19 protein-coding genes are annotated in these 24,307 nt (G+C 63.0%); 8 read left to right on the top strand and 11 right to left on the bottom strand.

The features are described from left to right. Positions 1 to 30: 30 nt before the first annotated feature. On the top strand, positions 31 to 1,137 hold the full coding sequence (gene alr / locus J2887_RS16490; RefSeq protein ID WP_227172185.1) for an alanine racemase: 1,107 nt from the start codon (positions 31 to 33) through the stop codon (positions 1,135 to 1,137). On the opposite strand, the gene J2887_RS16485 is transcribed toward alr, so the two are convergent. Beyond that, entirely contained in the window at positions 1,134 to 1,496 is a 363-nt protein-coding gene (locus tag J2887_RS16485; RefSeq protein ID WP_227172184.1) for a hypothetical protein, read from the bottom strand. The genes alr and J2887_RS16485 overlap by 4 nt on opposite strands. Before the next feature lie 225 nt (positions 1,497 to 1,721). Between J2887_RS16485 and J2887_RS16480 the strand changes: the two genes are divergently transcribed. Beyond that, positions 1,722 to 2,606, top strand: a complete 885-nt coding sequence (locus J2887_RS16480; RefSeq protein WP_227172183.1) for a sugar nucleotide-binding protein — start codon at positions 1,722 to 1,724, stop codon at positions 2,604 to 2,606. Between the two features lie 54 nt (positions 2,607 to 2,660). Here J2887_RS16480 and fnr read toward each other — a convergent pair whose 3' ends face one another. Together fnr and fabB are read right to left on the bottom strand one after the other, a co-directional pair. Next, complete coding sequence (gene fnr, locus J2887_RS16475) at positions 2,661 to 3,413, bottom strand: fumarate/nitrate reduction transcriptional regulator Fnr (RefSeq protein WP_227172182.1); 753 nt, start codon at positions 3,411 to 3,413, stop codon at positions 2,661 to 2,663. A gap of 214 nt (positions 3,414 to 3,627) precedes the next feature. Next, on the bottom strand, positions 3,628 to 4,839 hold the full coding sequence (gene fabB / locus J2887_RS16470) for a beta-ketoacyl-ACP synthase I (protein WP_227172181.1): 1,212 nt from the start codon (positions 4,837 to 4,839) through the stop codon (positions 3,628 to 3,630). Positions 4,840 to 5,087: 248 nt separating this feature from the next. On the opposite strand from fabB, the gene J2887_RS16465 reads away from it, so the two are divergent. Further along, positions 5,088 to 5,582, top strand: coding sequence for a DUF962 domain-containing protein (locus J2887_RS16465; protein WP_227172180.1), 495 nt, complete (start codon positions 5,088 to 5,090; stop codon positions 5,580 to 5,582). A gap of 53 nt (positions 5,583 to 5,635) precedes the next feature. Beyond that, a complete protein-coding gene (locus tag J2887_RS16460) occupies positions 5,636 to 6,406 on the top strand; it encodes a helix-turn-helix transcriptional regulator (protein ID WP_227172179.1) in 771 nt (256 codons plus the stop codon). Here the strand turns inward: J2887_RS16460 and ylqF are convergent. Continuing rightward, positions 6,394 to 7,311, bottom strand: a complete 918-nt coding sequence (gene ylqF / locus J2887_RS16455; protein WP_227172178.1) for a ribosome biogenesis GTPase YlqF — start codon at positions 7,309 to 7,311, stop codon at positions 6,394 to 6,396. The two genes, J2887_RS16460 and ylqF, sit on opposite strands and share 13 nt — an antisense overlap. A 297-nt stretch (positions 7,312 to 7,608) precedes the next feature. Here ylqF and J2887_RS16450 point away from each other — a divergent pair, with 297 nt between their 5' ends. Next, on the top strand, positions 7,609 to 8,016 hold the full coding sequence (locus tag J2887_RS16450; protein WP_227172177.1) for a Spy/CpxP family protein refolding chaperone: 408 nt from the start codon (positions 7,609 to 7,611) through the stop codon (positions 8,014 to 8,016). Between the two features lie 58 nt (positions 8,017 to 8,074). Here J2887_RS16450 and J2887_RS16445 read toward each other — a convergent pair whose 3' ends face one another. The 5 genes from J2887_RS16445 to J2887_RS16425 all read right to left on the bottom strand — a co-directional run bounded on the left by J2887_RS16445 (position 8,075) and on the right by J2887_RS16425 (position 16,180). After that, a complete protein-coding gene (locus J2887_RS16445; protein ID WP_227172176.1) occupies positions 8,075 to 10,624 on the bottom strand; it encodes an efflux RND transporter permease subunit in 2,550 nt (849 codons plus the stop codon). A 132-nt stretch (positions 10,625 to 10,756) separates the two neighbouring features. Then, a complete protein-coding gene (locus J2887_RS16440) occupies positions 10,757 to 11,977 on the bottom strand; it encodes a methyl-accepting chemotaxis protein (protein WP_227172175.1) in 1,221 nt (406 codons plus the stop codon). 181 nt (positions 11,978 to 12,158) lie between these two features. Continuing rightward, positions 12,159 to 13,205, bottom strand: coding sequence for a lipoyl synthase (gene lipA, locus J2887_RS16435; protein WP_227172174.1), 1,047 nt, complete (start codon positions 13,203 to 13,205; stop codon positions 12,159 to 12,161). A 140-nt stretch (positions 13,206 to 13,345) separates the two neighbouring features. Then, entirely contained in the window at positions 13,346 to 14,707 is a 1,362-nt protein-coding gene (locus J2887_RS16430) for a multicopper oxidase family protein (protein WP_227172173.1), read from the bottom strand. Between the two features lie 198 nt (positions 14,708 to 14,905). Continuing rightward, the gene (locus J2887_RS16425) at positions 14,906 to 16,180 is read right to left on the bottom strand and encodes a bifunctional O-acetylhomoserine aminocarboxypropyltransferase/cysteine synthase (protein WP_227172172.1); all 1,275 of its coding nucleotides are present in this window, start codon (positions 16,178 to 16,180) and stop codon (positions 14,906 to 14,908) included. Between the two features lie 300 nt (positions 16,181 to 16,480). Here J2887_RS16425 and J2887_RS16420 point away from each other — a divergent pair, with 300 nt between their 5' ends. From J2887_RS16420 to J2887_RS16410, 3 genes are all read left to right on the top strand, one after another. Further along, the gene (locus tag J2887_RS16420) at positions 16,481 to 17,566 is read left to right on the top strand and encodes a hypothetical protein (RefSeq protein ID WP_227172171.1); all 1,086 of its coding nucleotides are present in this window, start codon (positions 16,481 to 16,483) and stop codon (positions 17,564 to 17,566) included. A 207-nt stretch (positions 17,567 to 17,773) separates the two neighbouring features. After that, entirely contained in the window at positions 17,774 to 20,344 is a 2,571-nt protein-coding gene (locus J2887_RS16415) for a GcvT family protein (protein ID WP_227172170.1), read from the top strand. Between the two features lie 123 nt (positions 20,345 to 20,467). Next, positions 20,468 to 21,580 carry a GlxA family transcriptional regulator gene (locus J2887_RS16410; RefSeq protein WP_227172169.1) on the top strand — a complete coding sequence of 371 codons (1,113 nt, stop codon included), beginning with the start codon at positions 20,468 to 20,470 and terminating at the stop codon, positions 21,578 to 21,580. 64 nt (positions 21,581 to 21,644) lie between these two features. Here the strand turns inward: J2887_RS16410 and J2887_RS16405 are convergent, their stop codons facing one another. Both J2887_RS16405 and J2887_RS16400 read right to left on the bottom strand, forming a co-directional pair. Continuing rightward, the gene (locus tag J2887_RS16405; protein WP_227172168.1) at positions 21,645 to 23,375 is read right to left on the bottom strand and encodes a formate--tetrahydrofolate ligase; all 1,731 of its coding nucleotides are present in this window, start codon (positions 23,373 to 23,375) and stop codon (positions 21,645 to 21,647) included. Further along, entirely contained in the window at positions 23,366 to 24,301 is a 936-nt protein-coding gene (locus J2887_RS16400; RefSeq protein ID WP_227172167.1) for a methylenetetrahydrofolate reductase, read from the bottom strand. The genes J2887_RS16405 and J2887_RS16400 overlap by 10 nt, the downstream gene beginning before the upstream one ends. Positions 24,302 to 24,307 lie beyond the last annotated feature (6 nt).

Genomic DNA, 24,307 nt, shown 5'->3' with positions numbered 1-24,307 from the left:
CAGTCTGGATGATCAGCAGGGTAATGCGCCATGCCTAGACCAACCGTTGCGCGGGTCGATCTCGATGCCCTTCGGCACAACTATCGTGAGGCCGCCCGCCTGGCGGGTCATGCCCGCGCCATGGCGGTAGTGAAGGCGGATGGTTACGGTCACGGTATTGCCGCCGTGGCGAAGGCCCTGGCCGGGGAGGTGGAGCGTTTTGCCGTTGCCTGCCTGGAGGAGGCGTTGACCATTCGCGAGGCCGGGCTGGGTCAAACTGTGGTGCTGTTGCAGGGCGTGCATGCCGCCGAGGATGTGGCGATCTGCGTTCGGCTGGGTCTGGAACCGGTGATTCACTGCGAGCGCCAGCTCGACTGGCTGGCCGCCGGTAACGAGGTGCCGGCGTTCTGGATCAAGGTCAACAGTGGCATGAACCGGCTGGGCTTTCGGGCCGCTGAGCTGCCTGCGGTGATGGCCTCGGTACGCGCGCTGACGGATGCCGGGCATGGCGCCTTCCTTGGTTTTGTCACCCATTTTGCTGCTTCCGACGACCCCGACCGGGAAACCACCGAAAGCCAGACCCGTTATTTCCAGGATGCCGTCGCGCCCTGGCCGGAGGCACTGCTGAGTGTGGGCAACTCCGCCGCCCATTTCCGCGAAGGTCAGTTGCTGTTTGACTGGAGCCGGCCGGGGATCATGCTTTACGGCGCTTCGCCGATGGCGGAACGCTGCGGGGCCGAGCTGGGGCTGAAACCGGTGATGACGCTGGAGTCGGAGCTGACCGCTGTGCGCTGGCTGAACCCCGGGGACGCTGTGGGTTACGGCGAAACCTGGCGGGCCGAACAGCCCACACGAATGGGGATCGTTGCCGTCGGCTATGGCGATGGCTACCCTCGCCACGCTGGCACCGGCACGCCGGCGGCGATCAATGGTCAGCGGGTTAGGCTGATCGGGCGGGTGTCGATGGACATGCTGGCGGTGGATCTGACCGGCGCCCCGAACGCCAGCCCCGGGGATCGGGTCGAGTTGTGGGGCGCGGAGGTGCCGGTGGACGAAGTGGCCCGACATGCGGGCACTATTGGTTACGAGCTATTGACCGGCGTCACCGCCCGGGTGCCGCGGATCTATTCCGGTGCCGAGTCGGACACCGGACACTAGGCTTCGGCATTTTCCGGCTCGTGAATGATTTCCTCGATGAAGTCGAGGATGCTCACCAGGCTGCGTTCGTCGAGCTTCTTCAGCACCTTGTGAACCACCATCTTGCTGCCTTTGAGCATGCTGCCGATTCCCATCCGGGCCATGCCCATCACCATGCTGCCGGCATTCAGGCGACGCAGCGGTTCGAGGAAGAAAAAGTCCAGGCCGGATTCGGTCAGGTCGACGATCAGGTTGTAGAGCTGGTCAATGGCTTCCTTGTCGGCCTTGCCGCGGTTACGGATCTCACCGACGGTGTACAGGGCTCGGGTGCGGAGTTCGTCGTCAATTGGGGCGACGATGTGGCTTTGCGCTTTCAGCATGGCGTTTCCCATTGTTGTATGCTCTTCGGGCCCGATATTGTAGTGGGTGGGTGGTTGCCGGCATTGGCTGGGACGCAGGGCGGCGGCTGTCAGAACTGCGATCGTGATACGGGCTTTCTCCACGGCCGATAAGGCCTTACAGTAGCACCATATCCCTTGGCCGAAATGGCCTCAGGCGCCGGCATGGCCGCGCTGAAATCACTTGCTTGGAGTCTGAGTTTCCCTGTGAACGTGCTTGTTGTCCATGACTATGGTCCCCTTGGTCGGGTGTTGCTGGAGCAGCTCAAACAGACCACCCTGCACATCAGCCCGCTGCTGATCAGCGAACCCGGCAACGCCAACCTCGCGGCCCTGGCCGATTGGGTGCCGGCGGACACTGACCTGATCGTCAACGCCCTTTGGCAGGCTGATCCCGAGGTGGCCGAGCCAGATCCGGAAGCGGCCCGAGAAACCGCGTTTTCGCTGCCGATGGCGCTGGCGGAGCACGCCCGTGAGCATGGCATGGCATTGGTTCAGTTGTCGTCCTGCTATGTCTTCGATGGCCGCAAGCAGAGTGCCTATCTGGCGTCGAACCCCGGCCAGCCATTCAGTCAGCTGGGCAACTGGCAGTGGGAGTGTGAGCAGGCCCTGCGTACGCTACTGCCGCGTCACCTGATCCTGCGCACGGGCTGGAGTCTGGGTCGGTTTATCCGCAAGGTTCAGGACAGTGCGCTGGATCGCTCGATGTTGCCGTTGTCGAGCCGCTATCACGGTCAGCCGGTGGCCTATCGGGATCTGGCGCGGGTGATTGTGGCGATTTTGCAGCAGATTGACTGCGGTGCGGAGGTGTGGGGGACCTTCCAGTATGCTGGTGCGGAGGAAATCTCCCACTATGAGCTGGGACTGGCGATCGCCGAGCTGGCGGGATTACCGGAGGGAACCCGGGTGGTGGACGAGGTGCCGGAGTGGGCTGCGCTGGAGCCGGAGAATGCCACCCTGGGCTGCACCAAGATCCGCAATACCTTCGGCATCAAGCAGTTGCCCTGGCGACGGATGCTGGATGAGGAGTTGGCGCTGATCAGTGCCCGGGCGCCGGATCGGGAAACGGTCGGCCAGATCCGGGAGGACTGAGGCTGGCGCCGGATGGCGTCGGTTTTCTCTACGCCACCGGCGTGACCGTGATGCTCAGCGGCACGGTGGCGCGTCTGAGGCCTCCTGGGCGATGGCGTGCAGGGCATCCATGTCCAGTAGCTCAACATCACGGCCACGGGCCTTGAGCAGGCCCTGGTTCTGGTAACGGGTGAACACCCGGCTGACGGTTTCGACCGCAAGCCCCAGGAAGTTGGCAATGTCGTTGCGGGCCATCGGCAGGTTGAAGTGGGTGGCCGACAGTTTGCGACGCTGGAAGCGGCTGGACAGTGACAGCAGCAGACTGGCAATACGTTCCTCCGCCGTGCGCTTGCTCAGCATCATCGCCAACTGGTGGCTGCTCTGGATTTCCTGGCTCATCAACTGGAAGAAGTGATGCTGTAGGCCCGGCAGTTTGTGGGTCAGCTCTTCCATATGGTCCATCGGCAGTTCGCACACACTGGTGCGCTCCAGGGCCTTGGCGGAGCAGGCGTAGTGAGTGCCACTCATGCTGTCGAGGCCAACCAGTTCGCCTGGCAGGAAAAAGCCGGTGACCTGTTCATCACCGTTCTCGGTCACGATCGACGTCTTGATGGCACCGCTGCGAACCGCAAAACAGGAGCGGAAGGGCGCATTCTGCTCGAACACATAATCCCCCCGGTTATAGATGCGACCCTGCTGAACCACATCCTCCAGCCTGGCCAGGTCCTGATCGCTGACGGCCAGCGGCAGACACAGGTTGCTGAGGCTGCACTGTTGGCACGATGCCTTCAGTGTCGGGGATTTGCCGATCTTGATGGTCTGTTCCATAGCGTCTACTGCCGAATTTGATGCATATCAAATGCGTACATTAATACGAAAGGACCGGGATTCCAACGGTTATCGTTGACCTGGGATCAGTTTCGTTAGTTTCCTAGGCAGCTTCTGAACCACGTCCCGCCCCGGACTGCGCCGGAGCGATTCGAGTTTGCGCAGAAGCTCCCGGTTTCCTGTCGTTCGGCAGGCAGGCGACTACCAGCGCCCCTCAGTCGAGGCGCTGGAAGATCAGGGACGCGTTGGTGCCGCCAAAGCCGAAGCTGTTGGACATCACCGTACGCAGGTCGGCATCCCGGGAATGCGGGCCAACAATGGGCAGGTCACGGATTTTCTCATCCGGGTCTGCCAGGTTGGCGGTGCCGGCGATAAAGCCATGCTGCAGCATCAGCAGGGAATAGATCGCCTCGTGCACGCCCGCCGCGCCGAGGGAATGGCCGGACAGCGACTTGGTTGAGGAGATGGCTGGGATCTGGTCGGTAAAGGTGGCCTGTACCGCGCCCATTTCCGCCACATCGCCAACCGGAGTGCTGGTGCCATGGGCGTTGATGTAGTCGATGGGGCCATCGACGGTGGCCATGGCCTGGCGCATGCAGCGTTGCGCTCCTTCACCGGAGGGGGCCACCATGTCGTGACCGTCCGAGGTGGCACCATAGCCGGTCAGTTCGGCGATGATGTGGGCGCCACGGGCGCGGGCGTGTTCCAGTTCTTCCAACACCACCATGCCGCCACCGCCGGCGATGACGAAGCCGTCACGACCGCTGTCAAAGGGCCGGGATGCGGTGGCCGGGGCTTCGTTGTACTTGGTGGAGAGCGCGCCCATGGCGTCGAACAGCATGGTCAGGCTCCAGTCCTCTTCTTCCCCGCCGCCGGCGAAGACAATGTCCTGTTTGCCGGCCTGGATCTGCTCCATGGCGTGGCCGATGCAATGGGCGCTGGTGGCGCAGGCGGACGACATCGAATAGTTGACGCCACGAATCTTGAACGCGGTGGCCAGGCAGGCAGACACGGTGCTGGTCATGATCCGTGGCACCATGTAGGGCCCGATGCGTTTGACCCCTTTCTCCCGCATGGCGTCGATAGCTTCCACCTGGCTGGCGCAGGAGGCGCCGCCGGAGCCGGCAATCAGACCGGTGCGGTCGTTGGAGATCAGGTCGTCGGTCAGTCCGGCGGCGGCAATGGCCTGTTCCATCGCCAGGTAGCTGTACATGGCGGACTGACCCATGAACCGGCGGATCTTGCGATCGATGGTGCCGGTGTCCACATCCACCGAGCCGGAGACCTGGCTGCGGAAGCCGAGTTCCTGATAGCGCTCGTTGAAGCGGATGCCGGAGCGGCCGGTTTTCAGGCTGGTAGCCACTTCGTCCACCGAGTTGCCCAGGCAGGACACGATGCCCATGCCGGTGACGACAACGCGTCTCATAACTTTCCTCCTGTCCGGTTCGGCGGTTGCCGGTCACCGGGCTGTATTCGTTGCGATGGCAACATTCTAGGAACTTTCGAACGGTTCCGGTATTTGACCTTGGTACGGTAAGCCGGCTTTACAGTCCGCAGAGGCGTAACCACTGCGTACAAGGCTGCGGCACCCTACGCTGCTAATCTGCCCGGAGCAATCAACAACAGAACAGCCAACAACAAAACAACCAACAACTAAAACAAGAGGAGATCTCCGTGCGTTCCCTGTCCCGTTTTCTGTCTGACTACGGCGAGAGCCACCGCAATCCGGTAAACCAGTGGGTCCACATTGTCTGTGTGCCGCTGATTCTGGTGTCCACCCTGGGCTTGCTGTGGCTGGTGCCGCTGGGCCAGTGGCTGGGGCTGCCAGTGGCCTGGGTCGGCTGGGTCAATGGCGCGACACTGCTGGGAGTACTGTCTGGCATCCTGTACCTGCGGTTGTCACCTTGGGTATTCGTGCTGATGGTGGGGTGGTTTGCGCTGTCGGTGTGGATCATCCTGGCGATTCAGGGCGCGGGCTGGCCGTTGTTGTGGATCTGCGTGGCGGTCTGGGTTCTGGCCTGGATCGGCCAGGTGTGGGGGCACAAGGTGGAGGGCAAGAAACCGTCCTTTATCGAGGACCTGGTGTTCCTGCTCATCGGCCCGGTGTTTGTCAGCATCGAGTTTGCAGCCAAACTGGGATTGCCGGTCCGCCATGCCCAGGGCCACTGAGGGTGTAAATGCGGTAAGCTGAGGGCCTGTCGATCACCACTGGCCGTCGCCCTATGCCGCAGTCCGCAACCGGCCCCGTTCCCTGGCGGGGCCACCTCCATGTCTGGCCCGACCACTGGCAGGTGGTCGGGCGCCTGTTACCGAACGATCCCCACCGCCACATCAGCGCGTCGTTGCTGGTCGGGCTGGAGGGAGAGTTTCTGTTGCAGTGCGATGGTCAGCAACGGCGGACCCGGGCGGCTCTGGTGGCACCGGATGTGGTTCAGGCGCTGGACCCGCTGGGGGGCACGCTCTGGGTCAGTCAGCTGGACCCGGACTGCCCGCTCTGGCGGCGGCTGATGGGGCGTCTGGATGGCAGTGTCAGTGTGGATCTGCCGCTGCCGCAGCACTGGCCTTCGCCGGCGTCAGGCACCGATTGCAGCGCCATGGCGCACTGGCTGGCGGCTTACGTCACCCGGCTTGAAGGCGTGGTGACGCCGCTGGATGAGCGGGTTGCTGCGACCTGCCGGCAGCTCCGGGATACGCTGCCAGATCGCCTCGACCTGGCTGCACTGGCGTCCCGGGTCGGGCTGTCGGGCTCACGGCTCAGCCACCTGTTCCGCCACGATACCGGGGTATCCCTGCGCCGGTTTCTGCTGCATCTCAAACTGAACCGGGCCCTGGCCTGCTGGCAGCCGGGGATGACGCTGTCGCAGCTGGCGGTGGACGCGGGCTTCTACGATCAGCCCCACCTGGTGCGCACCGCCCGCGAGATGTACGACGCCCTGCCTTCGGCGTACGTGCTGGCCGGTGGGTTTGAGGTCTGCCGCTGTCAGTCGCGCTGACGCCGGACTGCTTTCTTGGCTTCCCTGGCGGCCTCAGCCTGTTCCGCCTGCTGGCGTTCGCGTTCCACCATGGCAGGGGTTTCCAGGGTCATCGGCCCGAGCTTGCCTGCCCGTAGCTCGTTGAGCAGCACCTCCGCCACCTTGTGCAGGTCGGGAATGCCTCCACGGCTAAAGAACCGGCGGCGCTCGGCAATGGCGTCCATCAGCGCCACGCCGTCGCTGGGGAAGCTGGGAAGCGCGTCGAGGTCGTAACGGTCCCGGACCACCTCAGGATAGGCTTCCAGCAGGTAATCGGCGGCGAACAGGGCGACATCCTCGAAGTCGATCACCGAGCTGCGAATCGCACCCGATACCGCCAGCCGATAACCGCAGGCTTCCGGAGACAGTTTGGGCCAGAGAAACCCGGGGGTGTCGTACAGCAGGATGTTGTCCGGCAATTTGATGGTCTGCTGGGCCTTGGTGACCGCCGGCTCATTGCCGGTCTTGGCCACTGGTCGGCCGGCCAGAGTGTTGATCAGGGTGGACTTGCCGACGTTGGGAATGCCCAGGATCATCACTCGCAGGGCGCTGGTCTGGCGGTCGTGGTTCGGCACCAGCTCATTGGCCAGGCGGAGGATACCCAAAGCCTCCTGACGCTGGTTATGGCTCAGGGTAATCGCTGTGACTCCCCGTTCCCGCTCCAGGTAGGCCTGCCACTCGGCGGTTTTGTCCGGATCGGCCAGATCCCGTTTGTTGAGCACCTTGATCACCGGCGTGTCGCCACGCAGTGCCGGCACCAGCGGGTTTTCGCTGCTGAACGGCAGGCGGGCGTCGAGGACCTCAATGATCAGGTCCATCTGCGGCATGATCTTTTTGATCTCCTTGCGGGCCTTGTGCATGTGCCCTGGAAACCAGTTAATGGCCATGGAATGTCTCCGGTGACTGGCTGAATCGCGCCATTATGGCGGGGAATGACAAAATTTTCACATCGGCGTCAGCCCCCGTATGGCGGGGGGAGGGCCCACACCGGCTGTGACCTGTGTGGAAAAATGACAGGTCCCGGGGTGAAACCGGGTGGGGCTTTGCTTTAGGGTGGCGGTTCCGGAGTTCACGACACACTGAACGTGACCGTGCAAGCCAATGTATGGATAGCAAGCATTAACGGAGAGTGCCAAGTTATGGTGAGAGTCAAGACATTCGCACACCTGGTTGGAGCCCTGGTTATGGCCATGGGTCTCGCGGCGCCAACCTGGGCGCAGTCGCAGCAACAGCCGGATCAGGTCGATCGACTGGCCCAGATGGTGGGGCTGAGTGACGAGCAGCAGTCCGAGATCCGCGGCATTCTGGAAGAGCTCCAGGGTGAGATCCAGAGCCTGCAGATGGAAGCACGCAGCCTCCAGCAGCAGCTGCAGGACGAGATCAAGCCGGACTACGACGAAGCCAGCATTCGTGAGCAGGCCAGCAAACTGGGCGAACTCTCTGGTGAGATTTCCGCGTTGTCGACCCTGATGCAGGCACGGGTAGACAGCGTTTTCACCCAGGACCAGCGGGATGAGCTGGATCGTCGCATGCGTGCCATGCAGCAGCAGATGCAGGGGCAGCCGCCGCAGCCAAGTGCTCCGGCGCAGTAACGCAACCTGTCTTGCGAACATGAAAAACCCCGCACCGGTTCCGGTGCGGGGTTTTTTGTTAGTCGGCGGTTCCGGGCCGGCCGAAGGGCTGGAACAGCAGAATCAGCCGGGGCAGCAGGGTCAGCGCCCCCAGTAGTGCCATCAGCATGGCAAACCCGGTGAACAGGCCGAAGTAGATGGTGGGAATGAAATTCGACAGCACCAGGATTGAGAACCCGGCGATGATGGTGATGGAGGTGTAGGACATGGCGCGCCCGATGCTGCTGTGGCAGCGGTGCATGGTGGCCAGATAGTCCCGGTCCTTCTCGAACTCGACCTTGAAACGGTGGATGTAGTGGATGGTGTCATCCACCGCAATGCCCACGGTAATGGCCGCCACGGTGATGGTCATCATATCCAGCGGTATGCCCAGCCAGCCCATCAGACCCAGCACCGAACCTGCCGCCAGCAGGTTGGGAGCAATGCCGATCAGTGCCAGCTTGAGGGAGCGGAACAGTAGCAGGAACATCGCGCAGATGGCCAGGAACACCACGCCCAGTGTCTTGATCTGGGAGTCGAACAGGCTCTGCAGCATGTTGTTGTACATCACCGTCATGCCGGTAAACAGCACCTGGTCGTCGCGGTAGCCCAGTTCTTCGGTCAGATGCTGACGGATGCGATCCAGCAGTTCCTGGCGTCGCAGTTCCGGTGAGGTTTCCAGCAGGCGGATGCTGAAGCGGGCCTGGTCGTGTTCCTCGGAGATGTAGGGGGTCAGCAGGATGCCCTTGAGATCATCCGGTACCGCCGCCGGCACAAAGGCCAGTTGCAGCGCATCCAGCGGTTTGCCGCCGTTGACCTGGGCCAGCAGATCGAGGGTGGTGTCGATGGACAGTACCTTGCCGGTTTCCGGCAGGCTGTCGAGGTACTCGTGGACCTTTGCCAGTTGCGACATCTTGCGGTAGGTGTACCAGGTATCCCGATAACTCTCCGCCGCTTCGCAGTCCTCTACAAATGGATCGCAGTCGCTGGCGAATGGATCATCCTCGGCAAACGGGTCGCCGGCCGCGAAGGGATCGTCGGCGGCAGCGGTGTCACTGGTCGCCGCGCCAGCGGGAGGCGGGTCGTCGGTGATGATCACGTCCAGCGGCGTGGTACCGCCCAGGCGGTTGTCGATGGTGATCATGCCCTGGTGGATCTCGGTACTGGACTTGAAGTAGTCGATGAAGCTGTTCTCCACCGTCAGCCGGCTCACACCAATCGCGCACAGCACTGCCAGCACCACTGAGCCCACCAGGATCGCGGGGCCTTGATGTTCGGTCAGGCTGGCAAAGTGATCGGTGAATGGCCGCCGGTTTGAACGTACCCGCTGATCGACCGGTGGCGGCAGCAGGCGCAGCAGGGCGGGGAAGATCAGGAACGCCACCACAAAGGCCACGGCAAGGCCAAGTGTCATCATCCAGCCAAAATCAATGACCGGGCGGATACCGGAGTAGGTCAGCGAGCCGAAGGCCACGATGGTGGTCAGCGCCATGTAGGCGCAGGGCTTGACCATGGCGCTGACGGTGCGGCTGAGGATCGTTGCCGGCGGTGCGTCCGGTTCGTCGTGCTGGTACTCCCGGTAGCGGACAATCAGGTGGATTGTCAGGGACAGGGTCATGATCAGCAGCAGCGACACGAAATTTGAGGAGATTACCGTAACCGGCCATTCCGCCCAGCCCAGGTAGCCCACCACCAGCCAGACGGTGAAGCTGCAGCACAGCAGCGGTACCAGCACCCAGCGCCACTGTCGGAAGATGATGGCCAGGGTCAGCACCAGGAACAGCAGGACGCCGATGCCAAAGGTGGAGAGGTCGTTTTGGATGAAACGGATCATGTCCGCAACGATCATGGGTACCCCACCCAGGTGGATTACCGCATCGTCACCATGGCGCTCGAGAATCTGCCGAACCTCGTCGATGGTGGCGTCCCGGCGGGCGTCCAGCTCTTCGGTCAGGGCCAGGAACTCGGCTTCCACCTGGGCCAGGTTTTCCTGGGCATTGGCATCAGCAGGGTTCGCTTCCGCTTTGACACGTAGCTGCTTGCGCTTTTCCAACAGCTCAAAAAACGCGGACGGGGTCGGCAGGTTGACCTGGATGGCGGTGGTCCCACCATCGGTGCTGAGCAGCAGGTTGGGATAGAGCGGGTTGCTGAGCAGGGCATCGCGGGCCTGCTGCGGCGGCACTTGGTCGCCGTCGATGGTGAGGATTTCCTCGTCAACGGTGTCCAGCGACAGCTTTGGGCTGTGCAACAGCGGCACGTTCAGGATGCTGTTGGTGGAGCCGACGGCGGCGACGGCGGCCAGTTCATCCCGCAGCCCGGCCAATCGGGCCAGGCCGGCGTCGGTAAACAGCGGCTCGTGGGGGCTATAAGTGACGATGAGAAAGTCATCGGAGGTGGTAAAGCGCTGATTGACGGTCCGGTACTGTGCCAGTGAGCGGTCGTTCTCCAGCACCAGGGACTCGGCGGAAGCATCGAGTCGGAATTGGTGCAGGTTGAGGCTCATCAGTCCCAGCACCAGGGCAAACAGCACCAGCACCACCAACGGGTGGGCCAGGATCAGGCGATCGTAAAGTGTGCGTAGTTTGGTCATGACGGTGGCGTCCCTTGGGATCAGAGCGGGCAGTTTGCCATATTCTGTCAGGGAATAAAGGTGCCCCGGCTGATAGTTGAAATGTGCGGGGCGCCGGGGAGCCTCAGAATGGCTCCCCGAGGTGGGGGGCGGTCAGTTGACGGTCACCCGGTTGGCGGCGGACTCGAGGGAGTCGATCAGGGTTTTCAGGCGCTGGCTCATCTCGGCGCTGTCCGCCAGCTGCACCACCATGTTTTCGGTGGCGTCGCGGATGCCCTCCACATTGGCCAGCACATCGTCGGTTGCGGCGGTCTGTTCCGCGGAGACCGCGGCGATCTCTTCGTTGGTCCGGTCGATGCGGGACACCACATCGTTGATGGCGTCGAGGGCTTCGCGCCCCTGTTCTGCCTCACCAACGCAACGACTGGCGTCTTCCGAGCTGCTGCCCATCTGTGCCACGGCACCGTCCATTGCTGTGAGCAGCCGGTCAATGGTGCCCTGGATCTGGTCAGTGGAATCCTGCACCCGTTGCGCCAGTTTGCGGACCTCGTCGGCCACAACAGCAAAGCCGCGTCCCTGTTCACCGGCCCGGGCCGCCTCAATGGCGGCGTTGAGGGCCAGCAGGTTGGTCTGTTCGGCAATGCCCTTGATCTCCGCCACAGCGTGGCTGATTTCATGGGAATTGGCCGACAGCGCCTGAACGCTGTTGGCGGACTGGCCGATCACGTCCGCCAGACCGCGGATGGAGTCGGTGCTGCGGCGCACCTGGGTACTGCCGTCCACGGCGGCCTTGCGGGCTTCGTGGGACAGGGTCTTGGCAATGCCGGCCTGTTCCGCGATGCCATTGAAACTCTGCAGCATCTGCGCGATCACCGTCGCGGAACTGTCGGTGCTGGCCTGCTGGCGGCTGAGGTCATCCCGGCGCTGTTCGGAGGCCCGGGTAAGTTCGTGAACTTCAACGTGGAGCCGTTCGATAGCCTGCTTCATGCTTTTGACCACATCCATGGTGCGGTCCTGCATGGCGTTGAAGGCGGAGGCCATCTCGCCGATCTCATCGTGGGAGTCCACCGTTGCTCGCTGGCTCAGGTTTCCGGAGCTCTGCACCGCCACCATGGTGCCCTTGAGGCGGTGGACGTGACGCTCGATGAAGCTGATCAGCATCTGTGACCCGGCCATCTCCAGCAGCATCAGCACGGCCACCAGACCACCAAATTCAACCGCGGTGTTGGCAAACACCTCGGCGAACGAACGATCGGTCAAGGCGGCAATCATGTTCATGGCGTAGAGCACCAACAGGCACAGAACTGCCAGTACCACGATGTTCAGCAGCCAGAACTTGTACTTCAGCCGCGCATTCTTGAGCAGTTGTAGCATATTGAGTCCACTGTGTTTCTTGGCAAAGGGGCCCGCAGGCCCCCTAAAGATAGCAAGGGAGTCAGGGCTTGTCTGTAGGCGTCAGGGTCACGGGGATTCCGTGCCGGGGTAGGCTGTCGCTGGCGGTTCGGACTGTCCACGGGGTGGGCCGAGCCGCCAGCGGGGCGGGCAGGTGCGGCGGTCAGTCGACCTGTTTGACCGGAATCTGCAGCGCCTGGTTGTGTTCTGCCGCCGGTACGTCGGGGGTAATCAGGCCGAGGTTGTTCTTCTCGAAGACCCGGTCGGCGCGATAGCTGGAGCGGACCATGGGACCGGATGGCACTTCCATGAAGCCTTTGGCCAGACCGATGTCGCGGTAGCGGTTGAACTCTTCCGGCGACACGTAGCGCTCTACCGGCAGGTGGTTGGGGGTCGGACGTAGGTATTGGCCCAAGGTGAGAATATCGACACCGACCTCACGGAGGTCGTCCATGGTGGCCATGATCTCGTCGTCGGTTTCACCCAGGCCCAGCATCAGGCTGGTCTTGGTGATGACATCCGGACGGTGCTGCTTGGCATGGGCCAGCACATCCAGGGTCTTGCGGTAACCGGCGCGGGGATCTCGAACCCGGTGGGTCAGGCGCTCAACGGTCTCCACGTTCTGGGCGAACACGTCCAGACCGGAATCCACCACCTTCTCGACGTTTGCCATGACCGCATCAAAGTCCGGGGTCAGGGCCTCCACCGCTACTTCCGGTGTGCGTTCCTTGATGGCGGCAACACAGGCGGCGTAATGGGCGGCACCGCCGTCCGGCAGGTCGTCACGGTCCACCGAGGTCAGCACAATGTAGCGCAGCCCCATCAGCTCCACCGACTTGGCGGTGTTCTCTGGCTCGTCGTGGTCCAGCCAGCCTTTGGGGTTGCCGGTGTCCACCGCGCAGAATTTGCAGGCACGGGTGCAGACCGATCCCATCACCATGATGGTGGCGGTGCCGTTGTTCCAGCATTCGCCGATGTTGGGGCAGTGGGATTCCTGGCAAACGGTGCTGAGCCGGTGTTCGTTGACGTTGCGGCGCACCGCGTCGTAGCGCTCGCCGCCGGGCATCCGGGCTCGCAGCCATTTGGGCTTCCGGGTCACCGGCGTACTGGCATGGCTGGATTTCTTGACGCCATCCTTGATGGCGGCAATGCCGTGTGCACTCTTGAACTTGGTACCACTGGTAACGCGGGGTTTCGCGCTGTCGCTCATGACAACCGGACTCTGCTTGCTGGAATTGGGGGAGTCTTCAAGGGTAATGCCCGCGACCGGGGGAGACAAGCACAGTAGGCACAATCACGGGGCGCCGGGGTACCAACTTTTGTCGTAGTCCCTGGCTTTCCTTTTACAGATCAACTGACTTCGATGTAACCCATCAGGCCGGTCTTGAGGTGTTCGATGACGTGGCAGTGGTACATCCAGCGCCCCGGGTTGTCTGCTACGAAGGCGGCCAGGACCTTCTCGTTCTTGCCCAGCAGCACGGTGTCGGTGTGGAACGGCTCAATGGCGCGTTTGTCTGACGACAGCACGGTGAAGGTGTGGCCGTGGATGTGGATCGGGTGGTGGTACTGAGTCAGGTTTTCCAGCTCGAAGATGTAGGTCTGGCCCAGCTTCAGCCGGGCCAGTGGTTCCGGGATGTTGCCCTGGCTCATGCCCTCCCAGGATCGTCGGTTGATGGTCCAGAACGATGGCCCGGAGGCTTCCCCCTGTTTGGCAACCGGACTGATGGCGGCATCCCATTCGAAAACGAAGGACAGGGTTTCGGCGTTGGCCAGGTCCGGTGCCGGCACCGGATTCAGCGGCAGGGCGGGGATCTGGCCGTGGCGAACCTCGCCTGGTTCCGAGTGCAGCGTCACCAGAGGCTTGCCCTTGTGGTAGAAGGTGACGGTCTCGCCCGCGGCGGGAGCCAGCAGGCCCACGTCCAGTCGCATGCCCGGTCCCATGGCGTGGCGTTCCAGCGTTACCGGCTGGGCCAGAGGGTTGCCGTCCACCGCCAGAATTCGGGCGTCGTCCACGGAACTGGTGAGGTCGTAGGTAACGGTGTTGTCCAGGTTGAGGAAGCGCAGCCGCACCGAACCGCCAGCGGGCACCGGGTAACTGGGGTGCTGCTGGCCGTTCACCGTTTGCAGTTGGCCCGGCGTGCCCATGCGGGCCGCGTAGCGGGGACGGCTGAGGCGGTCGAAGCTGCCATCGGCTTTCACATGCCAGTTCTTCAATCCCAGTACCTGCTCGCTGTCGAACGCCACCGGCTGCGCCTCCTCCACAATGAATGCGCCCACCAGGCCGCGGCCCAGCTGCTCGACGCTGTTCATGTGGGGGTGGTACCAGAAGGTGCCGGCATCCGGCGGTGTGAACTCGTAGAGAAACTCCCCGCCAGCGGGAATCGGCGCCTGGCTGAGGAAGGGCACACCGTCCATGGCGATGGGAATGCGCAGACCGTGCCAGTGAATGGTGGTGGGTTCCGCCAGCCGGTTGCGTACGCGAATGCGAATGGGCTGATGCTGGCGAGCGCGGATCACCGGTGCCGGGTAGCCGCCATTGAAACACCAGGCGGGGGTGGTGCCGGCGTCGACCAGCTGAATGTCTGCCGGCGCCACCGTGAGCTCATAGTCCACGTCCGCCGACGGGCTGGCGGCCAGACTCAGGCGGGGAAGCTGGCTGAGTGCACCCAGAGCCAGGGTGGACTGGAGGAACTGCCGACGGTTCAGTGGCATAACGGATGGTCCTGATAATACGATTGATTATCGGATGGTATCAGCTTGCATCCCGGCGTCGCTACGGCTTGAAGGGGGGATTACCGGCCCGGTTGATCTGGCACAAGTGTTTGTGAGGGAACCGAACGGCGGGGAACCGAGTCGACTCCGGGCAACCACGACGACGCGCCGTGGTTGCCCGGCTCCACGGGCTACAGCTTACTGCGCCGCGGCCAGGGCCTGGTCGACGTCGGCGAGGATGTCGTCGACGTGCTCGATACCGATGGACAGCCGCACTAGGTCTTCACTGACGCCAGCGCTGGCCAGTTCCTCGGCGTTCAGCTGGCGGTGGGTGGTGGAGGCGGGATGGCAGGCGAGGGACTTGGCGTCGCCAATGTTCACCAGGCGATAGATCAGTTGCAGGGCATCAATGAAGCGGGCGCCGGCGTCACGGCCACCCTTGATGCCGAAGCTGAGGATGCCGGAGGCGCGGCCGCCGCAGATCTTTTCGCAGGTGGTGCGGTAAGGGCTGCTGGTCAGACCGGCGTAGTTGACCCATTCCACACTGGGGTGCCGCTCAAGGAACTCCGCCACTTTCTGGGCGTTCTCACAGTGGCGCTCCATCCGCAGGGCCAGGGTTTCCAGCCCCTGCATGATCAGGAAAGCGTTGAACGGCGACAGCGCGGCGCCGGTGTTGCGCAACGGAACCACGCGGCAGCGGCCAATGAACGCGGCGGCCCCCAGGGCTTCGGTGTAGACCACGCCGTGGTAGGACGGGTCCGGCTCGTTGAGCATCGGGAACTTGTCCTTGTTGGCGGCCCAGTCGAACTTGCCGGAATCCACCACCACCCCGGCGACCGTGGTGCCGTGGCCACCGATGTATTTGGTCAGGGAATGGATGACGATATCAGCACCGTGCTCGAAGGGCCGGCACAGGAAGGGCGTCGCCACGGTGTTGTCGACAATCAGTGGCAGGCCGTGCTTGTGGGCGATCTCGGCCCAGCGCTGGATGTCGACCACGTTGCCCGCCGGGTTGCCGATGGATTCGCAGAACAGTGCCCGGGTGTTGTCGTCGATGGCGTTCTCCACCGCCTCGAAGTCGTCGTGGGGCGCAAAGCGGGTTTCGATCCCCTGATTGGGCAGCGAGTGGGCGAACAGGTTGTAGGTGCCGCCATACAGTTGCCCGGTGCTGACGATGTTGTTGCCGACCTTGCAGATGGTCTGCAGGGCGTAGGTGATCGCCGCCATGCCTGAAGCCACCGCCAGGGCACCGACACCGCCTTCGAGTTCGGCCATGCGCTGTTCCAGCACCGCGTTGGTGGGGTTCATGATGCGGGTGTAAATATTGCCCTGAACCTTGAGGTCGAACAGATCCGCCCCGTGCTGGGTGTCGTCAAAGGTGTAGGAGGTGGTTTGGTAGATCGGTGTGGTGGCTGCGTTGGTGGCGGGATCGCCACTAAAACCTGCATGCAGGGCGAGGGTTTCCGGTTTCATGCCTGAGTCCTTGGGTCTTTATTGGAGCGGCCGGTGGAGGCCGCCGTGTCAACGTTGTTGGTTGGCCGCTGTGGCTACAGGGCCGTCATCGTGCTGACTTGATTGTACTGAGTCGTCGGCAAGATAACAGGGCTTCGCCGGCGTGGCTGTTTAATCAGAGTCTTCCAATTAATCAATAGCTCCCTAAATTCGGGCTGCATGTATAACGATCCGTTATGTATAACCTGCCCCCGTATTTGTTACACCAGTCGTACTTCTGGCGTGACTGCCACGTCTTGCATGAAAGGGATTTTTATGAGAATGAAAGCGCTTCCGGTTGTTGTTGCTGGCCTGTCCGTTCTGGGTGGCTGCGCAGGGCCAATGACGGATACCACACCGAAGAACCCCACCATGGTCATCCAGGGCAAGTATTCCATGGGTGGGCTGTATCTGCCTGAAGCCTCAGGGACCGAGGTTGTCTATACCCGCCCGGACCGGCGCCGGGTGGATAACGATGTGGAGTTCGACAGTTTCATGCTGGGCTGGGCCGACTTCAGTGGCTCCGATATCTACCGCATGGACCAGAACAAACTCTGGATGCTGAACAACGACGATGAATCCTACCGGGAGTGCCAACTGGGGGGGTGCCTGGCGGACGTGAGCTTCAACTTCAATTCGGTAGGCCCCGGTAACAGTGACTCCAACGGCAAAGCCTATGAGGGTTACAACGATCGCGGTTGCCAGGTTTCATTGAAAACCAATGAGTTCAATGTCCAGAAAACCGGTAACAGCCGGATGATCGGAGGTTACAGCACGAACGAGTATCGGGTCGGCTGGGAAATTGAAATGGCTGATCAGAGTGGTCGTGTGGACACCAACCTGTTCCAGTTCGTGTTCTGGACTACGGCACCGGAAGTTGGCCAGAGCCCGCTGTGGCAGGTGCATCAGCAAGCGATGGACAATTACTATCAGGCGCTTGAGGCCAACCACCCGATGGCCCGACTGATTGGTCCTGAGGCCTACGATGCGTTGAGTGGCTTCATCGAAGATCTGGACCGGATTCACAATGGCGCCATTACGGAGACTGCCGAGAAACTGGCTGCCATTGAAGGCTACCCTCTGGCCACCAAGGTGGAATGGTTCCAGAAGCTTGAGGCCTGTCGAGGTGCTTCTGGCAGTCGTCATGCCTCCACGGTGGATCTGAACAAGGGTGTGGGCGGTGTCGCCAATGCGGCTGCCAACGCGCTGGGAAATTTCATCAAGGACAAGCGTGACGCGGCTGTTACTGCCTGGACGGACAATGCTCTGGTTCGCTACGAGTACGAGGCCACCCAAGTGTCTGAGCAAATGGTGCACGATTCCACCTTTATGGTTCCCGACGACTACACTCTGGTACGGCGCCGCTAAGCGCCCGTTTGTCCAGCCCCGACTTCGGTCCGGGGCTGGAGTTTCTGCGTTATCCCGCTCCCTGCGGGCTCCCACCTCCTCCCTTTCACGCCATGACGCTTTTGGTCGGTTTCGTGTCGCATTGGAAACCGCGCGCCGGCACCTAGCCCCCCAGAGTGAAATTGATCGGCAGATGCTGCCGTCAACCGACTGTGGGAGGGGTAAGCTGTGGCAAAACTTCCGGAAAGTGCCGATGTGGTGATCATTGGCCAGGGCGGCATTGTAGGGGCCTCGGTGGCCCACCATCTGATTGAGCGGGGCTGGAGCAACATCGTGGGGCTGGAGAAGTCGGCGATACCCACCGACATCGGCTCCACGTCCCATGCTTCGGACTTCTGTTTCACCACCTCCCACGACAAGCTCAACATTCACACCACCCGCTACAGCCAGGCGTTCTATGCCCGTCGTGGCAACTATATTCAGGTGGGCGGGATGGAAGTGGCGCGGGTCGGCGACGATGAGCGCATGGACGAACTCCGCCGTAAAGTGGGCTCCGGCAAGGCCTTTGGCACCAACGTCAGCCTGATCACGCCATCCCAGGCCAAGGAGCTGTTCCCGCTGCTGGATGAAAGCCAGATCCAGGGCGCCATGTGGGACCCGGATGCGGGGCTGGTGGTGCCGCGCTCACAAACGGTGGCCGGCGATCTGGTGGACGAGGCGGTCGCCAGTGGCCACCTGCAGGCGTTTCCCTACACCCCGGCCCGGCGCATCGACGTGCAGGATGGCCGGGTCTGTGGTGTCGAGACTGACAAGGGCTACATCAAGACCCAGTACGTGGTCCTGACCATTGGTATCTGGGGACCGATCATGGCGGACACCGCCGGTGCTGCGCTGCCACTGATGCCGGTGGAGCATCCGTTGCTGTTTTTCGGACCCTATGACGCGCTGAAAGGCACCGGCAAAGAGATCGTGTATCCGCTGTTCCGGGACCAGGGCAACTCCGCCTACGTGCGTGACACCGGTGACCCCACCACCAGTGAGGGCGGGCTCATTGAATGGGGCTACTACGAACCGGATGAGCCCCGGCTGGTGTCGCCCTGGGCCATCGCCGAGCCGGAGACCGCACGGATGTCCCCGTCAATGCGCGACCTGAATCTGGAACAGGTGATGGCCGCCTACGAGAAAGCCATCGACATGACACCGATCCTTGGAGAGCTGGGCTGGGAAGAGAAGCGTTCCTTCAATGGCCTGCTGTCGGTGACGCCGGATGGCGGGTCGATGATTGGGGAAACCCCGGAGGTCCGCAACCTCTGGTTCTGTGAGGCCATCTGGGTCAAGGACGGTCCCGGAGCGGGCAAGCTGCTGGCGGACTGGCTCACCGACGGTCAGCCGGAGCTGGACCCCCACAGCGTCGACATCGCCCGTTTCTACCCGCCCCAGAAGGCGCGTGGGTATGTCTACGATCGCTGTTACGAGACCGCCAAGAAAATCTACACCCCGGCGGTGCATCCCCGTGAGCCCTACCTCAGTGGCCGGCGGTTGCGCACCAGTCCGTTCTACCCCCGTGAGGTGGAGCTGGGGGCCTACTTCATGGAAGCCGCCGGTTGGGAGCGGGCTCATGGTTACCGCAGCAACGAGGCCACCCTGCTGGAGCGGTACCGGGACCGCGTACCGGAACGGGCCCATGAGTGGGACAGCCGCCACTTCTGGGAGGTCTCGGATGCCGAAGGGCTGGCGATGAGTGAGGGCGTGGGGATGATCAACCTATCCCACTTCTGCATTCTGGATGTATCCGGTGCAGACGCCGAGGCGTTGATGGAGTACCTGTCGGTGGCCCGGGTCGGCGGCAGCACCCCGGTGGGGAAGGGCGTCTACACCCACTTCCTCGACGACCGCGGCGGTATTCGTGCCGACCTGACCATTGTCCGTCTGGGGCAGCAGCAATACCGGGTGATCTGCGGCGGTGACACCGGTCACCGGGACCTGGTATGGATACGGCGGATGAGTGAGCGCCAGGGGCTGACCGATGTCCACATTGAAGACCGCACCGAGGCCCTGGCTACGTTGGGACTGTGGGGGCCGAAGGCGCGGGAGACCCTGGAACAGTTCCTCGACGACCCTGATGAGATCGCCAACGACAACTTCCCCTTTGCCACCGCCCGCGAACTGCGGGTAGCAGGCATCCCGGTGTGGGCCTTCCGTATCTCCTACGTGGGTGAGCAGGGCTGGGAGCTGTACATCGCGCCCTGCTATGGCCTGCGGCTCTGGGACCTGCTGTTCGATGCGGGTGTGGTGCCGGTGGGTATCGAAACCTACGCCAATACCCGACGGCTGGAAAACAGCCTGCGGCTGCAGAATGTGGACCTGGAAACCGATTACAACCTCTACGAGGCGGACCTGGCCCGCAAGAAAGTGAAGGACGCCGATTTTCATGGCAAGGCGGGCTACCTGGCCCAGCGCCAGCGGCCTCGGCAAGCGGCCTACCTGTGTACCCTGAGCATGGTGGACAACCGGGATGCCGACGGTGTTGCCCGCTATCCGGTGGGGCAGTGGCCGATTCTTGATCCGGCCACCAACGACGTGCTGGTGGACAGTGAGGGGCGCCGCTCCTACAACACCAGTGCGGCCTTTGGGCCCTCTGTCGGCAAGATGCTGCTGCTGGGCTACATTCCGGCGGAGTATGCCGAGGAGGGGCGGGAGCTGGTGCTGGAATACTTCAGCGAGCATTACCCGATCCGCATCGAAGCGGTGGGCTACCGTTCACTGTACGATCCAGGGGCCGCGCGAATGCGCAGCTGAGCGCCGGTAGCAGGGGATCAGGCGGGTGATGGTTGCGGCTGATCGTTGTGGGCGTTATGGTCAAAAAGTGTGCAGGGTGGTCGACTCATTCGGCAGGGACAGGATGTCCAGGGAGGTGATGACATGGCGGAATGTGACCGGAGCCCAGGCGCGAGCCCGGCAGCCTATCGAGTCGGCTTTCTGCTGATCGAAAACTACACCCTGATGGCGCTGGCCAGTGCCATCGAGCCCCTGCGCATGGCCAACCAGCTCACCGGAAGTGAACTCTACACCTGGCAGCTGGTGTCGGTGGACGGCCAGCCGGTGCGAGCCAGCGATGGCATGGTGGTGATGCCGGATGCGGCGATGGTGGATGGCCGTCGCTTCGACCTGGTGATTGTGGTGGCTGGCATCAATGTCACCCGCAGCTTTAGCGGTCGCGAGCAGGCCTGGCTGCGGGATCTGGCTCGTCGCGGTGTGCCGCTGGGCGCGTTGTGCACCGGCGCTTATGTGCTGGCCAGTGCCGGGCTACTGGATGGCTACCACTGCAGCGCCCACTGGGAGTGCCTGGCGGCCCTGCAGGAAGGGTTTCCGCGGGTGCATTGCAACAACCGGCTGTTCAGCCTCGACCGTGACCGGATGACCTGCACCGGGGGTGAAGTACCGCTGCACATGATGCTGGGTATGCTGGCCCGCCGGCATGGGCAACCTCTGGCCGATGCCATCTCCGACATGTTCGTTTGCGACCGGGTGCGGGAGGACTGCGAGCAGCAACCGCTGCCCCTGCGACACCAACTGGCGGTGGCTCAGCCCAAGCTGGCGGAAGTGGCCCAGTTGATGGAGGCCAACATTGAGGAGCCGTTGGAATTGCAGGAGCTGGCGATGCTGGCAGCGGTCTCGCGGCGCCAGCTGGAGCGGCTGTTTCTCAAGCACCTGGGCTGCACGCCCTCACGTTACTATCTGAAATTAAGACTGGATCGTGCTCGGCGGCTGTTGAAGCAGACGTCCTGTTCGGTGGTGGAGATTGCCGCCATGTGTGGTTTCGTCTCCGCCACCCATTTCAGTCGCTGTTACCGGAAGTACATGGGGGCGGCGCCCAAGGCTGACCGTCAGCCACGGACGGCAGCGTTGCTTGCAGCCGGTGCGGAAGCCGCGCCTTTCGGCGAATGGCGCTCTCCGGCCACTGATGCCCTAAGCCGAGCCCAGGCCGAGCCTACCTTTGGCGTGTTCCGCTATCACCCGCTTTCGCCCGAATAGCTTAGAGCAGTTTTCGCCGCTGAGCTACATTCATGCCAGTCCCGTTCTCATACCCGTCCCGTGTTCACACCAGACCATAGACGTCGCCCTCGGCGTTCAGACCCATATCGAGTGCTGCGGGGTGCCTGGGCAGGCCGGGCATGGTCATGATGTCGCCGCACACCGCCACCACAAATCCGGCACCCGCCGACAGGCGCACCTCCCGTACCGGCAGGGTGTGGCCACTGGGGGCGCCGCGAAGTTTGGGATCGGCGGAGAAACTGTACTGGGTCTTGGCGATGCAGACCGGCAGGTGGCCAAAGCCAAGCTGCTGGTATTCCTCCAGTTGCCGTCGGGCGTCGGCGCTGAAGGCGACATCGCCGGCGTGGTAAAGGCGGCTGGCGATGGTTTCGATCTTCTCCACCAGAGTCCAGTGGTCCGGGTAGAGCGGTTGTACCTCCGGCGTACCTGCGGCCAGCTGATCCAGTACCGCTTGGGCCAGGTCGGTTGCGCCGGCGCCACCCAGGGCCCAGTGGTTTGCCACCACGGCGTTGACACCCAGTTCGCGACAGATTGCCTGGATGGCGATGAGTTCCTCTTCGGCATCGGTGGGGAAACGGTTGATGGACACCACCGGCGTCAGCCCGAACTGGCGCAGGTTGAGGATATGACGCTCCAGATTGGCAGCGCCCTCGTGCAGGGCTGTCAGATCGGGACGGGCCAGTTCCACCTTGCGCATGCCGCCCTGCATTTTGAGGGCGCGTACCGTGCATACCAGCACCACCGCATCGGGCGCCAGGCCGCTCTGGCGACACTTGATGTCGATGAACTTCTCTGCCCCCAGATCGGCGCCGAAGCCCGCTTCAGTCACCACCACGTCGTTGAGGCTGAGGGCGTAGCGCGTGGCCATCACCGAGTTGCAGCCATGGGCGATGTTGGCGAACGGGCCGCCGTGGATAAACACTGGGTTATGCTCCAGGCTTTGCACCAGGTTTGGTTGCAGCGCATCCCGCAGCAGGATCGCCAGGGCCCCTTCCACCCCCAGATCACTGACGGTCACCGGCGTGTGGTCGTGGCGCCGGCCGACGATGATCCGGCCAAGGCGTTGGCGCAGGTCGGTCAGGTCGTCCGCCATGCACAGGATGGCCATGATCTCCGACGCCACGGTGATGTCGAACCCGGTCTCCCGGGGCAAACCGTGGGCGCCGCCGCCAAGACCGACGATGGTGTTGCGCAGGGCGCGGTCATTCAGGTCCAGCACCCGGCGCCAGTACACATGACGGGGGTCTAGGCCGGCCTCATTGCCCCAGTGGATATGGTTGTCGAGAATCGATGCCAGCAGGTTGTGGGCGGCAGTGATGGCGTGGAAGTCGCCATTGAAGTGCAGGTTGATGTCCTCCATCGGGATCACCTGGGCACGACCGCCCCCGGCTGCCCCGCCCTTCATTCCGAAACAGGGGCCCAGTGACGGCTCCCGCAGACACACCGAGGAGCGTACGCCCAGCTGGTTGAAGCCGTCGTTGAGGCCAACGCTGGTGGTGGTCTTGCCTTCGCCGGCCGGCGTGGGGGTGATAGCGGTCACCAGCACCAGACGGCCAAAACTGGCCGGATCGACCGGGCCAACGTGACGGGTGTCCAGCTTGGCCTTGTAGTGGCCGAACGGAATCAGGCTGTCTGCCGCCAACCCCAGACGTTGCTGTGCCAGCAGCAGGATCGACTGGGGCTGCACCGCGCGGGCAATCTCAATGTCCGGGGTGCCGGGCGGTGGCAGAGTGGCGGTGGTGACAGCGGTGGATTCGGATGAGGTCAGGGACATGGCTGGAGGCCTTCCGACAGGTGTGGGGCGCGTTCGGGCTGGCCGGCGGCCACCAGACCCTCCAGCCACTTGGCGGAGCGCTTGAGACCACCGAACGGGAAAATGTGCAGGCCGTGGAACAGTGAGAGCGGGTGCTCCAGACGATAGCACGCCAGAGCCTGTACCAGACCGTCGGGTGTCCAGCTGCGCAGCAGCCGCGTGGTTTCCGGGTGGCGCATCAACGCCCGCGCCGAGGCACCGACGCCGCACTGGGCCGCGTAGGCCATCAGGGTTCGCAGCCGGGTCGGACCGGCAATGCCAAAATGCACCGGCAGGGGCGCAATGACGTCGCCGTGATCGTGCAGCCAGTCCAGAAAACTGCCCGCCTCGAAGGCGAACTGGGTCACCACCCACATTGGCGTGTCAGTCGCCAGGGCGTACTCGCGCTTGGTGTTTAGCGCCGTTTTCAGCGCCGAGCTGTCGGCCGCCGGGTGGCCCTCGGGGTGGCCGGCAATCCCCAGTCCAAAGCGATGGCGTTGGAGCAGTCCCGACTTCAGCAGCGCCAGCGAATCGGTATACGGTCCGGCCGGTCGCGGCGTATCACCGGCAATCAGCATCAGCTCACGGACACCGTGGGTGGCGAGGGCGTCCAGATGGTCCCGGGCCTGCTGTTGGCTGGTCATGGCGCGGGCCGGGAAGTGCGGTACCGCGGTCAGCCCGGCGTCGAGCAGCCGTTGGCAGGCAAGGATCACGTCTTGGTAGTCGGCGTTGGGCAGGTAAGGCACATACACCCGGGTGCCTTCGGCCAGCCACTGGCGCAACTCGTCTACCGCCGCGATCTGGCGCGGGGTCAGTTCAATGGAGGCGTCCCGCGCCATGGCGGCCAGACCGTCGGCACAGGCCTCGGTCATGGCCGGGTCGTGGGCGGGATCGTGGACCAGTTTCATGGCGTT

The sequence above is a fragment of the Marinobacter sp. CA1 genome (assembly GCF_020546665.1).
GTDB lineage: Bacteria > Pseudomonadota > Gammaproteobacteria > Pseudomonadales > Oleiphilaceae > Marinobacter > Marinobacter xestospongiae.
This window is presented reverse-complemented; position numbering and strand designations above follow the sequence as displayed.

Coding starts and splice junctions, on each gene's coding strand:
- alr (WP_227172185.1), top strand. CDS start 31: ATGCCTAGACCAACCGTTGCGCGGGTCGATCTCGATGCCCTTCGGCAC.
- J2887_RS16485 (WP_227172184.1), bottom strand. CDS start 1,496: ATGCTGAAAGCGCAAAGCCACATCGTCGCCCCAATTGACGACGAACTC.
- fnr (WP_227172182.1), bottom strand. CDS start 3,413: ATGGAACAGACCATCAAGATCGGCAAATCCCCGACACTGAAGGCATCG.
- fabB (WP_227172181.1), bottom strand. CDS start 4,839: ATGAGACGCGTTGTCGTCACCGGCATGGGCATCGTGTCCTGCCTGGGC.
- J2887_RS16460 (WP_227172179.1), top strand. CDS start 5,636: ATGCCGCAGTCCGCAACCGGCCCCGTTCCCTGGCGGGGCCACCTCCAT.
- ylqF (WP_227172178.1), bottom strand. CDS start 7,311: ATGGCCATTAACTGGTTTCCAGGGCACATGCACAAGGCCCGCAAGGAG.
- J2887_RS16450 (WP_227172177.1), top strand. CDS start 7,609: ATGGCCATGGGTCTCGCGGCGCCAACCTGGGCGCAGTCGCAGCAACAG.
- J2887_RS16445 (WP_227172176.1), bottom strand. CDS start 10,624: ATGACCAAACTACGCACACTTTACGATCGCCTGATCCTGGCCCACCCG.
- J2887_RS16440 (WP_227172175.1), bottom strand. CDS start 11,977: ATGCTACAACTGCTCAAGAATGCGCGGCTGAAGTACAAGTTCTGGCTG.
- lipA (WP_227172174.1), bottom strand. CDS start 13,205: ATGAGCGACAGCGCGAAACCCCGCGTTACCAGTGGTACCAAGTTCAAG.
- J2887_RS16430 (WP_227172173.1), bottom strand. CDS start 14,707: ATGCCACTGAACCGTCGGCAGTTCCTCCAGTCCACCCTGGCTCTGGGT.
- J2887_RS16425 (WP_227172172.1), bottom strand. CDS start 16,180: ATGAAACCGGAAACCCTCGCCCTGCATGCAGGTTTTAGTGGCGATCCC.
- J2887_RS16420 (WP_227172171.1), top strand. CDS start 16,481: ATGAAAGCGCTTCCGGTTGTTGTTGCTGGCCTGTCCGTTCTGGGTGGC.
- J2887_RS16410 (WP_227172169.1), top strand. CDS start 20,468: ATGGCGGAATGTGACCGGAGCCCAGGCGCGAGCCCGGCAGCCTATCGA.
- J2887_RS16405 (WP_227172168.1), bottom strand. CDS start 23,375: ATGTCCCTGACCTCATCCGAATCCACCGCTGTCACCACCGCCACTCTG.
- J2887_RS16400 (WP_227172167.1), bottom strand. CDS start 24,301: ATGAAACTGGTCCACGATCCCGCCCACGACCCGGCCATGACCGAGGCC.